We start from the raw sequence: 12,374 nt of genomic DNA, 5'->3' as shown, positions 1-12,374 counted from the left end.
GGGGCGAGATGATTTTCTCATTTGCATCCTCCCGGCGATCAGAAAGTAACACGGTAATTCAGCCAGAGGTGCTGGCTCTCCGGTTTAGCGTTAACCAGATATTTCAAGGTTTCCTCTGGCGCCATCTCGCTGGCCGCGAGCCGGCAATTGACGCTGTAGGTGCCCAAATCGCCGTAGTTCGCTTCGCAGGGCTTTTCGGTGAGCTTGCCGCCGAGGGTCGTGGTGAGCGACAAGGAAAGAGTGCTGTTCGGACCCGGATGCATCTGCGTGAGGAAACCCAGCTTGAGGCTGGGCTCGATGCGATATTTCTCGCCTTCTTCTCCGGTGCCAAATCCCCAAAGGATGCCGGTGTCCTGCGTGATCTGGGTCAAAAGGTCGACATGCATGTCGACCCAGTTCGCGTGGTACCATTGGGTGAACGATACCCAGCTTCCGTTCTGCAATTCATAACCGCCGTCGCCCAGGCCACGCGCGCGATCGCTGAGCGGCGAGCCTTGATGGACGTCGACCAGCGATGTCGTCATTTCCTGGGCAATCGCCGGAGACGCCGCAAGGAGCCCGTACAGCAGCAGCGCCGTCGTGCGGAAACTCACTCGATTGCCGGACCTTTCGCGCATGCGCGAAACACCTCGCCCCACCGATTCCGGACCAGTGCCTGGTGGCGACGGGCTTCTCTTGCAGCCCTACTGTAGCCGGATTATCCGCCCGACAGTGGCACGGGTTCGGTTACCGCAGTGTTTATTTTAGCCGATGCAAATATGATTTTTGGCCCCGCAGGGCCTGCACCGCGCCGCGTCGTTTCTGCGGCGCGCTTGCCCAGATCGCCCGCGACGGCATCGAGCGCCCATCGCGGGCGTCTCAGCCAACGTCCATTGTCTGCTGGTGCCCGTTTGCCGTAGCTGACAAGCCCAGGCCGCGCAAAACCTACGCGGCGTCGCGGACCTTCTCGATGCGCGAACGGATCGCCTCGATCATCGTCTCGCGGATGACCGTCTCGCCGTGCGTTTCGCGCATGTGATCGACGGCACGGCGCATGACCTCGGCCTCTTCGTCGGCACGTGTGTGCCAGTCACAGCCGGGAACGAGCGACCCGCAGTGAAATTCCTTCATTGGATTTCTCCTTTTTCCTCCGTGGAGCCTGGTCGGGGCTCCGGGTTTTTTGGCTCATGTCCAATTCCAGGGTTGGATCTTCGGACCACGAGCGGGCGGACAGCATAACACAGATGGGGTGGTATTGGTTGCGGTCAACGGCAAAAGGCGGAGCAGCGCTGCTCCGCCTTCTTACGCTACCCCAAAACAGGGCCAGAGATCGTCTCGTCCTGCTCGGGCGGACCGGCCATCACTTCACGATCTTGACTGCCTCGGCAACCTTGTTCTTGCCGCTCATGTCCCATGAGACTCTGACCTTTTCACCGACCTTCAGGCCAGGATTCTTGAAGGTCTCGGGAAGCGTAAAGGTAGATCCGTTATCGAGCACAAGGCTCATGGCCGTCGCGTCGAAGGTCTTGATCGTCCCGGTGGTGTGCTTGACGGCGGCGAATGCCACCGAACCGGAAGCGAGAAGGGCAGCCGCGGCAACCGAAACAATGATCTTGCGCATTGGAAAGTACTCCTGGAAAGAGCGGGCATCCTTTTGACGAGCATGTCCCGCATCATCTGGGCCGTCCGGTCGCGTCGGGTCGCGGCTCGCCTTGTCTTGGCGCAATTCCGAACGGGAAACCGTTTCGCACTTTCCCGGAATTGCGCTCTGGCGAACCGCCGGCGCTTCCCGACCCGGCCCGGCAGATAGGCCAGTCTTTTCAAGCGCCTATTAGACGAAAAAGAAATCTTTCGAGGCGGCGTGCGCCACATTCCATGCCCATTTCGGGCGAATGGGACATCAATGCGACCTCACATCCTGCTCACCGTTTTGTTACGGCCAGCGAACCTCGGGCGGCAGGCTGGACAGGATGGAGGCGACATTGCCGCCAGTCTTCAGGCCGAAGATGGTGCCGCGATCGTGAAGCAGGTTGAATTCGACATAGCGGCCGCGACGGATGAGCTGTTCGTCGCGGTCGCCGTCGGTCCAGTTCTCGTTGAAATTGGCGCGCACGAGATGACCATAGACGACGAGAAAAGAGCGCCCGACATCCTGGACGAAGTTGAAGTCGGCATTCCAGCCGCCTCTGTCCTCGCCCGAATGCAGCCAGTCAAAGAAGATGCCGCCGGTGCCGCGCGGTTCGTTGCGGTGCGACAGATAGAAGTACTCGTCGCACCAGGCCTTGAATTTCGGGTAATCGGCGACGGTGGCGTTCTTCTCGCAAGCAAACTGCATGGCGCGATGGAAGGCGACCGTATCGGGATCTTCCTGGCTGCGGCGGCGGTCGAGCACCGGCGTCAAATCGGCGCCGCCGCCGAACCATTGTCTGGATGTGACCACCATGCGCGTGTTCATGTGCACGGCCGGAACGTTGGGGTTCCACGGGTGCGCGATCAAAGAGATGCCGGATGCCCAGAAGCGCGGGTCTTCCTCGGCGCCCGGCATCTGCTTTCTGAATTCGGGCGAGAACTCGCCATAGACGGTCGAGGTGTGGACGCCGACCTTCTCGAAGACGCGGCCATGCATCATCGACATGGTGCCGCCGCCACCGCGACCCTCGTCGCGTTCCCAGGGCGTCTTTTCGAAACGGCCTGGCGACCACGAGGCCAGCGGACCCCCAAGATCCTGCTCGATCTGTTCGAACCCGGCGCAGATGCGTTCGCGCAGCGCCTCGAACCACAACCGCGCCTTCATCTTCTTCTGTTCGATGTCGGCGGGCAGGCCTGCCGGTATTTCGGGTCGTTCCAAGTGGCGTCTCCGGTTGCGGGCGGCGAGTCCTACAAATGACTCGTCTTTTGCCGGCGCGATCCCTAATCTCTTGAGGGACAGGGTCAAGTCTCTTTGGTTTCGCGCATGATCCTTTCCGAAACTCGATTCCGATTTCGGGGTCATGCGCTACGGTGCAAGGAGTTGTTTCGTGCGCACCCCGGCAAGACCGCCGCTGGATGGCCTGAAGAAAAGGCTCGACCAAAGCCGTGCCGAGCGCGCGCGCATGCCGCGCGACGGGTTCCTGCGCGAGACCTTCCTGCTGCCGCGCTCCGATGCGCGGCTCAAGGCCAAGGAATGGTTCGAGCGCTTTCCCAAGCAGGCCTACTGGACCGAGATCGAAAGCTGGTTCGAGCGGCCAGGGGACCTCATCGAATTTACCATCAGGCGATTGCCGGCGGCTGACTGAAGCGCGGCGTGCTCCCGGCAAGGGGGCTCAGCCCGCCACCAGTCGCCTTGCGCCGGTGCCTTCCCTTGCCAGCCGGTCGCCCTTGTTCCTCAGCGGGCATTTGTCGATCGACATGCAGCCGCAACCGATGCAGTCGGTCAGCCCGTCGCGCAGTTTCTTCAATTGGGCGATCTTGTGGTCGAGCCCGTCGCGCCAGGCGGTCGACAGCAGGCTCCAGTCGTCGCGCGTCGGCGTGCGGCCCTCGGGCAGCGAAGCCAGTGCCGCGCCGATCTCGGCCAGCGAGATGCCGACCTCCTGCGCGACCTTGATGACCGCCACCCGCCGCAGCACGTCGCGACCGTAGCGGCGCTGGTTGCCCGATGTGCGGTGGCTGCGGATCAGGCCTCGGGTCTCGTAGAAATGCAGTGCCGACACCGCCACTCCGCTGCGCGCGGCCACTTGGCCGACCGTCAATTCCGTTACCGGCGCCATCCCTGATTTTTCCGCTTGACCTCAACTTAAGTTGAGCTTGTAGCGAATAAAGCCTGGATGTGCAAACGAAGGAGAAGGCGATGTGCGCCTGGGTGAAGATGACGGGTGGCGAACTCCTATCCGAGCTGCCGGATGGCTTCGCCCGCCACCATGGCAACGGACAGCGCGACGTTGATGCTGCGCGCCGCGCCCTGCATGGGGATAGTCAGCCGCGCATCCGCCGCCTGATGGACAGGATCCGGCACGCCTGCGGATTCGCGGCCGAACAGGAGAATGTCCCCCTTGGCGAAGGCGAAGCTCGTATAAGCGGTCGAGGCTTTGGTCGACAACAGCACCAGCCGGCGCGAACCCGCCTTGCGCCAGTCCTCGAAGGCGTGCCAGTCGACATGCCGGGTCAGGTCAGCCATTTCGAGGTAATCCATGCCGGCTCGCTTGAGCGCCCGGTCGGAGAGCGGAAATCCGGCCGGTTCGATGACATCGACGCCGAGCCCGAGGCAAGCGGCGAAGCGCAGGATTGTGCCGGTATTGCCGGCGATATCAGGCTGGTAGAGCGCGATGCGGAGACGATTGTTCATTTCCGCGTCCTTCTAATAAGTGGCAGATCGGCCACAGCGGCTTCGCGGTTTTGGAAATTCCTGGACCTGCGGGTGGCCATTTTCTGCGAAGTCGGGTATGTCAGGTCCATTGTCAACCCGAACCGATGGAGGGGTAATTCATGATGACCATGCACATCCAGCGCCCCTCTCGTGGGCTTACCTGCCTGCTGGCGGTTTCGGTACGACGATTCTCCTGACTCTCTAAGACTTGATCGCACCGATTCCCGCCGAAACGCTTTTTCGGCACCCGAAGGAATCCTGCGATGTTTTTCAAACTGTCAAAGGGGCTGATCGCCCCGCCTGAACGTGTCCAGACCGACACGTGCTGTCGTGTCCAGACCGACGCCGGTCGTCGTGTCCAGACCGACGCAATGCGCGCCTCCGGCCGAATGCCGGCGGACGATGTTGCTTCGCCTTTTCATCTCTATTTTCATACGGAGGACGGACCGATGTTCGATCCCTACAGAATACCTGGCTCAAGGAGCCTGCATATCCACCGGCTGCCGACCTGGGCGCTGCTGATCGGCGAAACCTATTCGTCGGCTGTTCACGCCGAGGTCCGCCGCCGCCCGCATCCTGGCATGCTGCCGGATGTCGATTTCTCGCGCGCGGTTCCCGACCCGAGCCGGCCGTCGCTGGTGCGCCGGATCATCCGGCTGGTCCGGCCCGGCCCGAAAATCCGGGTCGTGGACAATTCGCCGTCAGGATCGTCAAGCGCGGCTGTCGGCGAAAAGCCGGCGAACCCCTATATTGCGCGAAGCAGGGCCGACGGTCCGGATGATTCCGGACCGTCGGCCCTCGACGCCATGCGGTCCGGGGACTTCGTACGTTCGCGTGCCGCGTAGGCGGAAAACAGGTTTCATGAGCATGACCTATGTTGTTGTTTAGCTGGTTTGAAAAAAAGCTCGATCCGTTCCCGGCAGCGGAACCGGTCGAGCCACCCAGGACGCTGGTTGCCTTCTGCCTGCACTACACGCGCGGCGCCTGGCCCTATATCCTTGTCGATGCGGTGCTGGTGACGGCCATCGCCATCGCGGAAGTGTGGATGTTCGGCTTTCTCGGCCGCATCGTCGACTGGCTGTCGGCCCAGAACCGCGAAACCTTCCTGCAGACGGAGGGTTGGAAGCTGGCCGGCATGGCCTTCATCGTGCTGTTCGCGCTGCCCGGCACGGTATGGCTGCATTCGCTGCTCAACCAGCAGACGCTGATGGGTAACTATCCCATGCGCATCCGCTGGCAGGTGCACCGCTACCTGCTGAAGCAGTCGATGAGCTTCTACCAGGACGAATTTGCCGGCCGCATCGCCACCAAGCTGATGCAGACGGCACTCGCCGTACGCGAATGCGTCATCAAGGTGATCGACGTCTTGAACTACGTCATCGTCTATTTCCTCGGCATGCTGTTCATCGTCGGGTCGGCCGACTGGCGTCTGGCCGCTCCGCTCGGCGTCTGGCTGGTCGGCTACATCCTGTTGCTGCGCTACTTCATCCCCAGGCTGGGCAAGGTCGGCGAGGAGCAGGCCAATGCACGTTCGACCATGACCGGCCGCGTCGTCGACAGCTACAGCAACATCCAGACGGTCAAGCTGTTCAGCCACGCACGCCGCGAAGCATCCTTCGCCAAGGAGGGCATGGCCGGCTTCCTCGACACGGTCTACCGGTCGATGCGGCTGGTGACCGTGCTTTTCGGCTCACTCTACATTCTGAACGCGTTGCTCTTGTTCTCGGTCACCGTCATCTCGCTTTGGCTTTGGCTTGGGCAAGCCGTGACGATCGGCGCGGTCGCCGTGGTCATCGGCCTGGTGCTCAGGATGTGGGGCATGTCGCAATGGATCATGTGGGAAATGTCGGGCCTGTTCGAGAACATCGGCACGGTCCAGGACGGCATCGCCTCGATCTCGCTGCCGCGGCTGGTCGAGGACAGGCCCGATGCAAAGGACATCACCGTTTCCAGGGGTGAGATCCGGTTCGAGGATATCCGCTTCCACTACGGCAAGCAGAAAGGCGTGATCGAAAACCTGTCGCTGGCGGTGAAGCCGGGCGAGAAGGTTGGCATTGTCGGCCGCTCGGGCGCCGGCAAGTCGACGCTGGTCAACCTTCTCTTGCGTTTCTACGATCTTGAAAGCGGAAAGATCCTGATCGACGGCCAGGAGATCGCGGCGGTCAAGCAGGATTCGCTGCGTGCGCAGATCGGCATGGTCACGCAGGACACCTCGCTGCTGCATCGGTCGGTGCGCGAGAACATCCTCTATGGCCGGCCCGACGCCAGCGAAGCGTTGCTTGTCGAGGCAGCACGGCGCGCCGAGGCGCTGGATTTCATTGCCGGGCTTTCGGATGCCAATGACCGCAAGGGGTTCGATGCCCATGTCGGCGATCGCGGCGTCAAATTGTCCGGCGGCCAGCGGCAGCGCATCGCCATTGCTCGCGTTATGTTGAAGGACGCACCCATACTTATCCTTGACGAGGCGACGTCGGCGCTGGATTCCGAAGCCGAGGCGGCGATCCAGGAGAATCTCTACAAGCTCATGCAAGGCAAGACCGTCATCGCCATCGCGCACCGGCTGTCGACCATCGCGGCGATGGACAGGCTGGTGGTGATGGACAAGGGTCGTGTCATCGAGGAAGGTTCGCACGAGGAACTCGTCGCCAAGGGCGGGCTCTACGCGCAGCTCTGGCAGCGCCAATCGGGCGGGTTCCTGCTCGAGGACGGCCCGGCCGACGCCGCCAATGACGCACTTGCAAAGGGCCAAGCTGCCGAATGATGATTGCCGTCTATCGCTGGTTCGAGAACTGGGTCTATCCGTTCAGGGAGCCGGCGAACCTTCGGCCACCATCGAGCGTTGGCGGGTTTCTCTGGCACTATGTCGGCCAGGCGAAGTTCGCCTTCTTCGCCATGCTGGTCATCGGCGGCATCGCGCCGCTGGTCGAGGCCGGCCTGTTCTACTTCGTCGGGCGGCTGGTCGATATTCTCGACCAGCTTCCCGGAGAACGCAGCTGGCATGCGCTGTGGAATGCCGCCGGTCCTGAACTGGTGTTCATGATCGCGGTGGTGCTGGTCATCCGCACCATCGTCGTCGGGCTGTCGGCGCTGGTCGACGAACAGACGATCACGCCCGGTTTCTACAATCTGGTGCGCTGGCAGGCTCATCGCCATGTGTCGCGCCAGTCCTACGCCTTCTTCCAGAACGATTTCGCGGGCCGTATCGCCACCAAGGTCTGGCAGGCCGGGCAAGCCACCGGCGACCTGATGGAGAGCTTCATCGAGGTCGTCTGGTTCATGGTCGTCTACACGGTGACGACGCTGGCGCTGGTCGCGGGGCTCGATCTCAGGCTTGCGGTGCTGGTGGTGATCTGGATCGCCGCGTTCGGCTGGCTGGCCAAGCTCTATCTGCCGGCAATCCGCAAGCATGCCGAGGCAACCGCCGAGGCGGGCTCGATGATCAACGGCCGCATCGTCGATTCCTATTCCAACGTGCAGACGCTGAAGCTGTTCGCGGCCGACGGCGACGACCGCTACATCAGGAACGGCTTCGACATCTATCTCGACGCGCTGCGTCCCTTCACCCGCCGGCTGACCGGCGTGCGCATGGCGCTGACGACGCTGTCGGGCATCATGATCACGGCGATCGGCTGCTTTGCCGTCTATCTCTGGGTCGAGGGCTCGATCACCGTCGGCGCGGTCGCCTTCACGCTGTCGCTGGTGCTGCGGCTCAACATGCTGCTCGGCCGGTTGATGATGCAGCTCAACAGCATCCTGCGGAACCTCGGCGTGCTGGAAAATTCCAAGGCGCTGATCTCGCAGCCGCTCGGCCTCACCGATGCGCCCGACGCGAAGGAGCTTGTCGTGGCCGGCGGACGCATCGACGTGAAGAAGGTCGAGTTCCACTATGGCAAGGGGTTCGGCGTGCTCAACGGCATCGACCTCGTGGTGCGGCCCGGCGAAAAGGTCGGCCTGGTCGGACCGTCCGGCGCCGGCAAGACGACGCTCGCCAACCTGATCCTGCGGCTTTACGATCTAGAAGGCGGATCCATCACCATCGATGGCCAGGACGTCTCCAAGGTTACGCAGAATTCGTTGCGTGCCAATATCGGCGTCGTCAGCCAGGACACCGCACTGTTCCACCGCTCGCTGCGCGACAACATCAAGCTCGGCATGCCCGATGCGACCGACGCGCAAGTGATCGCCGCGGCGAAGAAGGCCGAGGCGCACGACTTCATCCTTGGCTTGCGCGACAACAGGGACCGTGCCGGCTACGAGGCCTTTGTCGGCGAACGCGGTGTCAAGTTGTCGGGCGGCCAGCGCCAGCGCGTGGCGATCGCCCGTGTCTTCCTCAAGGATGCGCCGATCCTGATTCTCGACGAGGCGACTTCGGCGCTCGATTCCGACATCGAGGCGGCGATCCAGGAGAATCTCAGCAGGCTGATGGAGCACAAGACGGTCATCGCCATCGCCCATAGGCTGTCGACGATCGCCGCACTCGACCGCCTCGTGGTGCTCGACGGCGGCTGCATCGTCGAACAAGGCACGCATGACGAGCTGGTGGCGCTGGACGGGCTTTATGCGCGACTGTGGAAGCGGCAGTCCGGCGGCTTCCTCTATCACGAGGACAGCGTGCTCGAAGAGACGCGGCCGGCAGAGTAGGGCATGGGTGCATCGCCAGAGGCCGGCCCAAGGGTCGGCTATGTGCTCAAGCGGCTTCGGCCAACCATGCCGGGCTTTGACACGCTGAAGGACGAGAGCCGCTCGGAAGGCTATTGGATGCTGGTGCGCCTGGCGGATGGCTGGGCCAAGGGCAGCAACAGGTTCCTGAAGCGCGGCGAGGTGCTGTTCGGGGCATGGCATGGCAAGGAACTCGCCGGCGTATGCGGGCTGAACATCGATCCTTATTTCGAGGGCAGGGACCAAGGGCGGGTCCGGCATCTGTTCGTCAGTGCGCGTCACCGCCGCAGCGGCCTTGGCCGGATGCTGGTCGAGACGGTCATCGACAGGGCACGTCACTATTTTGCCGCGCTGAACACCCGCGCCCCGCAAGAAGCCTTCGTCTTCTATGAACGGCTTGGCTTTCATCGCGTGGAAGGCGAAGAATTCGTCACGCACCGCATGATTTTCGGGAAAGGGAGCTGAAATGTCCTTGCGTCCGCCATCTCGTCTTGCCGGCACCTCGGCCGCCGAAGCCGCCTTCGACGCACTCGGCCATGAGATCCTGGCCGAGAAGGCGGCGGCACTGGGCCGCGCCGGCCAGCGGGTCGAGGAAACGCTGGCCCGGCTGCGCGACAATGCCGACGAACACCTGCGCCCCCGGCTTCTCAAGGAGGCCGCAGAGGCGGTTCACGGCTATTTCATCCAGCGCGAGCTGTGCGGGTTGCGAAAGCACGATGGCGTCATCCGCGAATACAACATCCCGAAAGCAGTGCTAGTCAGGCTCGGCGCGAAATAGGTCTGTTTTGTTTGACCATGATCTTTGCCGAAAACAGGGTTCCACTTTTCGGGATCAGGGTCACTCCAGCCATTTGGTGATGAACGCACCGTTCTCGTGGATGTCGGTCGTTTCCAGCGGACCCGGGCCGAGATTGGTGAATTTGTGTGGCGTGTTGGGTGGAACGATCAGGATCTGGCCGGCGGAGGCCTCGAACTCCTGGTCGCCGACCGTGAACAGGGCGGTTCCCTGGCGGATGATGAAGATCTCTGCGTAGGGATGCGTGTGCAGCCGCGGGCCGCCGCCCATGTCGGGCAGATAGTTGAAGATCAGGCAGGAGTTGGAGCCGTAGGCGCCGCATTGCAGTTCGCCCTTCCAGTGGTCGGAGCGAACAGCCCATTCCTCGCGATCGATGACATGCGCCATGCGGCCAAGGATAGATCACACCGGCGTCTTGTGTCGAGGCAAACGAGAACACCGGATTTGCGGTTGTTTCCCGGTTGTTTAACGATGTTCGACGGCTATTCGACGTCGCTTTACCCGATGGCGGATTTTGTCCCCGCGACAATCTGCCCATGTGCCTTCACCCGTCTGGACAAAAACGGGCTTCACGCATAAACCGAAGTCCAAATGCCGGAGGAATTCGCTAGCCTGTTCGCCATGCGCTGTCGGGTTGGCGTGAATGAGCGGGGAACAAGGCTCGGCCACCGGCGCGGAAGAGGCGAAAGGATCAGGCACCCGTGAGCGCAACCGACATCCACGATCCCAACCGTCGAGACTTTCTCTACGTCGCCACCGGCATGGCCGCGGTGGTCGGCGCGGGTGCCTTCGCATGGCCGTTCATCGACCAGATGCGCCCCGATGCCTCGACGCTGGCGCTCGCCTCGGTCGAGGTCGACGTCTCCTCGCTGACGCCGGGCATGTCGCTGATCGTCAAGTGGCGCGGCAAGCCGGTCGTGGTGCGCAACCGCACCGAACAGGAAATGAAGGACGGCGAGGCCGTCAAGCTCGCCGATCTCAAGGATCCGATCGCGCGCAACGCCAATCTGCCTGCCGATGCCCCGGCGACCGACGCCAACCGCACCACGCCCGGCAAGGAAGCCTGGATGGTGATGGTTCAGGTCTGTACGCATCTGGGCTGCATCCCGCTCGGCCAGGAAGGCGATTTCGGCGGCTGGTTCTGCCCGTGCCACGGCTCGCAATACGATACGGCCGGCCGCATCCGCAAAGGTCCGGCGCCCGAGAACATGGCAGTGCCGGTATTCAAGTTCATTTCCGATACCAAGATCCTTATCGGTTGAGGCAGGGGATATTTCGATGAGCGAGGGACACTCGACCTATACGCCCAAGACCGGTCTCGGACGCTGGTTCGACGCCCGCATGCCGCTGCCGCGGCTGGTCTATGACAGCTTCGTCGCCTATCCAGTGCCGCGCAACCTCAACTATGCGTGGACGTTCGGCGGTATCCTGTCGATCATGCTGGTGGCGCAGATCCTGACCGGCATCGTGCTGGCCATGCACTACACGGCCGACACCAATCTTGCCTTCGGCTCGGTCGAGAAGATCATGCGCGACGTGAATTCGGGCTGGCTGCTGCGCTACCTGCATTCGAACGGCGCCTCGTTCTTCTTCGTCGCCGTCTACATCCACATCTTCCGTGGCCTCTATTACGGCTCCTACAAGGCGCCGCGCGAGTTGCTCTGGATCCTCGGCTGCATCATCTACCTGCTGATGATGGCGACCGGCTTCATGGGCTACGTGCTGCCATGGGGCCAGATGAGCTTCTGGGGCGCCACCGTCATCACCGGTTTCTTCAGCGCCATTCCGCTGGTTGGCGACTGGATCCAGCAGCTGCTGCTCGGCGGCTTCGCCGTCGACAATCCGACGCTCAACCGCTTCTTCTCGCTGCACTATCTGCTGCCGTTCATGATTGCCGGCGTCGTCGTGCTGCACGTCTGGGCGCTGCATGTCGTGGGCCAGTCGAACCCGACCGGCATCGAGGTCAAGTCGAAGACCGACACCGTCGCCTTCACTCCCTACGCGACCATCAAGGACGCGTTCGGCATGATCGTGTTCCTGTTCTTCTTCGCCTATTTCGTCTTCTACCTGCCGAACTATCTCGGCCACCCGGACAACTACACGGTCGCCAACCCGCTGAAGACCCCGGCCCACATCGTGCCGGAATGGTACTTCCTGCCGTTCTACGCGATCCTGCGCGCCATCACCTTCAACGTCGGGCCGATCAACTCCAAGCTCGGCGGCGTGCTGTGCATGTTCGGCGCCATCGCCATGCTGTTCCTGGTGCCGTGGCTCGACACCTCGAAGGTGCGCTCGGCGGTTTACCGGCCTTGGTACAAGCTGTTCTTCTGGCTGTTCGTGGCCGATGCCATCCTGCTTGGCTGGCTCGGCTCGCAGCCGGCGGAGGGCAGCTATGTGTTCATGGCGCAGATGGCAACGCTGTTCTACTTCGCCTTCTTCCTGATCGTGCTGCCGGTGCTCGGCCTGATCGAGACGCCGCGAAGGCTGCCGAACTCGATCACCGAGGCTGTGCTCGAGAAGAACAAGGGCGGCAGCGGACATCCGGCGGGCGCCACGGCCGCGCCAGAGACCAAGGGCTGAGCGGTAGAGAATCTAAGG

15 protein-coding genes are annotated in these 12,374 nt (G+C 62.4%); 8 read left to right on the top strand and 7 right to left on the bottom strand.

Going from position 1 to position 12,374, the window contains the following annotated elements; genetic code table 11:
- Window positions 1–38 precede the first annotated feature (38 nt).
- The 4 genes from NR193_RS23440 to hemF all read right to left on the bottom strand — a co-directional run bounded on the left by NR193_RS23440 (window position 39) and on the right by hemF (window position 2,827).
- Window positions 39–617, bottom strand: a complete 579-nt coding sequence (locus tag NR193_RS23440; RefSeq protein WP_256753128.1) for a hypothetical protein — start codon at window positions 615–617, stop codon at window positions 39–41.
- A gap of 307 nt (window positions 618–924) precedes the next feature.
- Window positions 925–1,110, bottom strand: coding sequence for a DUF1059 domain-containing protein (locus NR193_RS23435; protein ID WP_091579087.1), 186 nt, complete (start codon window positions 1,108–1,110; stop codon window positions 925–927).
- 229 nt (window positions 1,111–1,339) lie between these two features.
- Window positions 1,340–1,600 carry a DUF1344 domain-containing protein gene (locus tag NR193_RS23430; protein ID WP_256753127.1) on the bottom strand — a complete coding sequence of 87 codons (261 nt, stop codon included), beginning with the start codon at window positions 1,598–1,600 and terminating at the stop codon, window positions 1,340–1,342.
- Window positions 1,601–1,912: 312 nt separating this feature from the next.
- A complete protein-coding gene (gene hemF / locus NR193_RS23425) occupies window positions 1,913–2,827 on the bottom strand; it encodes an oxygen-dependent coproporphyrinogen oxidase (RefSeq protein WP_256753126.1) in 915 nt (304 codons plus the stop codon).
- 169 nt (window positions 2,828–2,996) lie between these two features.
- On the opposite strand from hemF, the gene NR193_RS23420 reads away from it, so the two are divergent.
- Entirely contained in the window at window positions 2,997–3,254 is a 258-nt protein-coding gene (locus NR193_RS23420) for a hypothetical protein (protein ID WP_256753125.1), read from the top strand.
- Between the two features lie 27 nt (window positions 3,255–3,281).
- Here the strand turns inward: NR193_RS23420 and soxR are convergent, their stop codons facing one another.
- A complete protein-coding gene (gene soxR, locus NR193_RS23415) occupies window positions 3,282–3,725 on the bottom strand; it encodes a redox-sensitive transcriptional activator SoxR (RefSeq protein WP_256753124.1) in 444 nt (147 codons plus the stop codon).
- A gap of 116 nt (window positions 3,726–3,841) precedes the next feature.
- A complete protein-coding gene (locus tag NR193_RS23410; RefSeq protein ID WP_256753123.1) occupies window positions 3,842–4,300 on the bottom strand; it encodes a tRNA (cytidine(34)-2'-O)-methyltransferase in 459 nt (152 codons plus the stop codon).
- 284 nt (window positions 4,301–4,584) lie between these two features.
- Here NR193_RS23410 and NR193_RS23405 point away from each other — a divergent pair, with 284 nt between their 5' ends.
- From NR193_RS23405 to NR193_RS23385, 5 genes are read left to right on the top strand one after another with little or no spacing between them, the layout of a single operon-like run.
- A complete protein-coding gene (locus tag NR193_RS23405) occupies window positions 4,585–5,166 on the top strand; it encodes a hypothetical protein (RefSeq protein WP_256753122.1) in 582 nt (193 codons plus the stop codon).
- A gap of 29 nt (window positions 5,167–5,195) precedes the next feature.
- Window positions 5,196–7,082, top strand: coding sequence for an ABC transporter ATP-binding protein (locus NR193_RS23400; protein ID WP_256753121.1), 1,887 nt, complete (start codon window positions 5,196–5,198; stop codon window positions 7,080–7,082).
- Window positions 7,079–8,962 carry an ABC transporter ATP-binding protein gene (locus tag NR193_RS23395; RefSeq protein ID WP_256753120.1) on the top strand — a complete coding sequence of 628 codons (1,884 nt, stop codon included), beginning with the start codon at window positions 7,079–7,081 and terminating at the stop codon, window positions 8,960–8,962. Before NR193_RS23400 ends, NR193_RS23395 begins: the two co-directional genes overlap by 4 nt.
- A 3-nt stretch (window positions 8,963–8,965) precedes the next feature.
- A complete protein-coding gene (locus tag NR193_RS23390) occupies window positions 8,966–9,445 on the top strand; it encodes a GNAT family N-acetyltransferase (protein ID WP_256753119.1) in 480 nt (159 codons plus the stop codon).
- 1 nt (window position 9,446) lies between these two features.
- Complete coding sequence (locus tag NR193_RS23385) at window positions 9,447–9,758, top strand: DUF6665 family protein (protein WP_256753118.1); 312 nt, start codon at window positions 9,447–9,449, stop codon at window positions 9,756–9,758.
- A 60-nt stretch (window positions 9,759–9,818) separates the two neighbouring features.
- Here the strand turns inward: NR193_RS23385 and NR193_RS23380 are convergent, their stop codons facing one another.
- Complete coding sequence (locus NR193_RS23380; protein WP_256753117.1) at window positions 9,819–10,163, bottom strand: cupin domain-containing protein; 345 nt, start codon at window positions 10,161–10,163, stop codon at window positions 9,819–9,821.
- Window positions 10,164–10,477: 314 nt separating this feature from the next.
- On the opposite strand from NR193_RS23380, the gene petA reads away from it, so the two are divergent.
- Both petA and NR193_RS23370 read left to right on the top strand, forming a co-directional pair.
- Window positions 10,478–11,038 (top strand): ubiquinol-cytochrome c reductase iron-sulfur subunit, encoded by a 561-nt coding sequence (gene petA / locus NR193_RS23375; protein WP_091579102.1) that lies wholly within the window; start codon window positions 10,478–10,480, stop codon window positions 11,036–11,038.
- Window positions 11,039–11,054: 16 nt separating this feature from the next.
- Window positions 11,055–12,356, top strand: a complete 1,302-nt coding sequence (locus NR193_RS23370; protein WP_256753116.1) for a cytochrome b N-terminal domain-containing protein — start codon at window positions 11,055–11,057, stop codon at window positions 12,354–12,356.
- The last annotated feature ends 18 nt before the right edge of the window (window positions 12,357–12,374 follow it).

Origin of the sequence: Mesorhizobium sp. Mes31 (assembly GCF_024519675.1) — a bacterium.
Taxonomy (GTDB): domain Bacteria; phylum Pseudomonadota; class Alphaproteobacteria; order Rhizobiales; family Rhizobiaceae; genus Mesorhizobium.
The sequence above is the reverse complement of the archived record's forward strand: the minus strand, read 5'-3'. Positions and strand labels throughout refer to the sequence as shown.

What these genes read in the sequence shown, in the direction of transcription:
- NR193_RS23440 (WP_256753128.1), bottom strand. Translation starts at nt 617, where the DNA reads ATGCGCGAAAGGTCCGGCAATCGAGTGAGTTTCCGCACGACGGCGCTG.
- NR193_RS23435 (WP_091579087.1), bottom strand. Translation starts at nt 1,110, where the DNA reads ATGAAGGAATTTCACTGCGGGTCGCTCGTTCCCGGCTGTGACTGGCAC.
- NR193_RS23430 (WP_256753127.1), bottom strand. Translation starts at nt 1,600, where the DNA reads ATGCGCAAGATCATTGTTTCGGTTGCCGCGGCTGCCCTTCTCGCTTCC.
- soxR (WP_256753124.1), bottom strand. Translation starts at nt 3,725, where the DNA reads ATGGCGCCGGTAACGGAATTGACGGTCGGCCAAGTGGCCGCGCGCAGC.
- NR193_RS23410 (WP_256753123.1), bottom strand. Translation starts at nt 4,300, where the DNA reads ATGAACAATCGTCTCCGCATCGCGCTCTACCAGCCTGATATCGCCGGC.
- NR193_RS23405 (WP_256753122.1), top strand. Translation starts at nt 4,585, where the DNA reads ATGTTTTTCAAACTGTCAAAGGGGCTGATCGCCCCGCCTGAACGTGTC.
- NR193_RS23400 (WP_256753121.1), top strand. Translation starts at nt 5,196, where the DNA reads ATGTTGTTGTTTAGCTGGTTTGAAAAAAAGCTCGATCCGTTCCCGGCA.
- NR193_RS23395 (WP_256753120.1), top strand. Translation starts at nt 7,079, where the DNA reads ATGATGATTGCCGTCTATCGCTGGTTCGAGAACTGGGTCTATCCGTTC.
- NR193_RS23390 (WP_256753119.1), top strand. Translation starts at nt 8,966, where the DNA reads ATGGGTGCATCGCCAGAGGCCGGCCCAAGGGTCGGCTATGTGCTCAAG.
- NR193_RS23385 (WP_256753118.1), top strand. Translation starts at nt 9,447, where the DNA reads ATGTCCTTGCGTCCGCCATCTCGTCTTGCCGGCACCTCGGCCGCCGAA.
- NR193_RS23380 (WP_256753117.1), bottom strand. Translation starts at nt 10,163, where the DNA reads ATGGCGCATGTCATCGATCGCGAGGAATGGGCTGTTCGCTCCGACCAC.
- NR193_RS23370 (WP_256753116.1), top strand. Translation starts at nt 11,055, where the DNA reads ATGAGCGAGGGACACTCGACCTATACGCCCAAGACCGGTCTCGGACGC.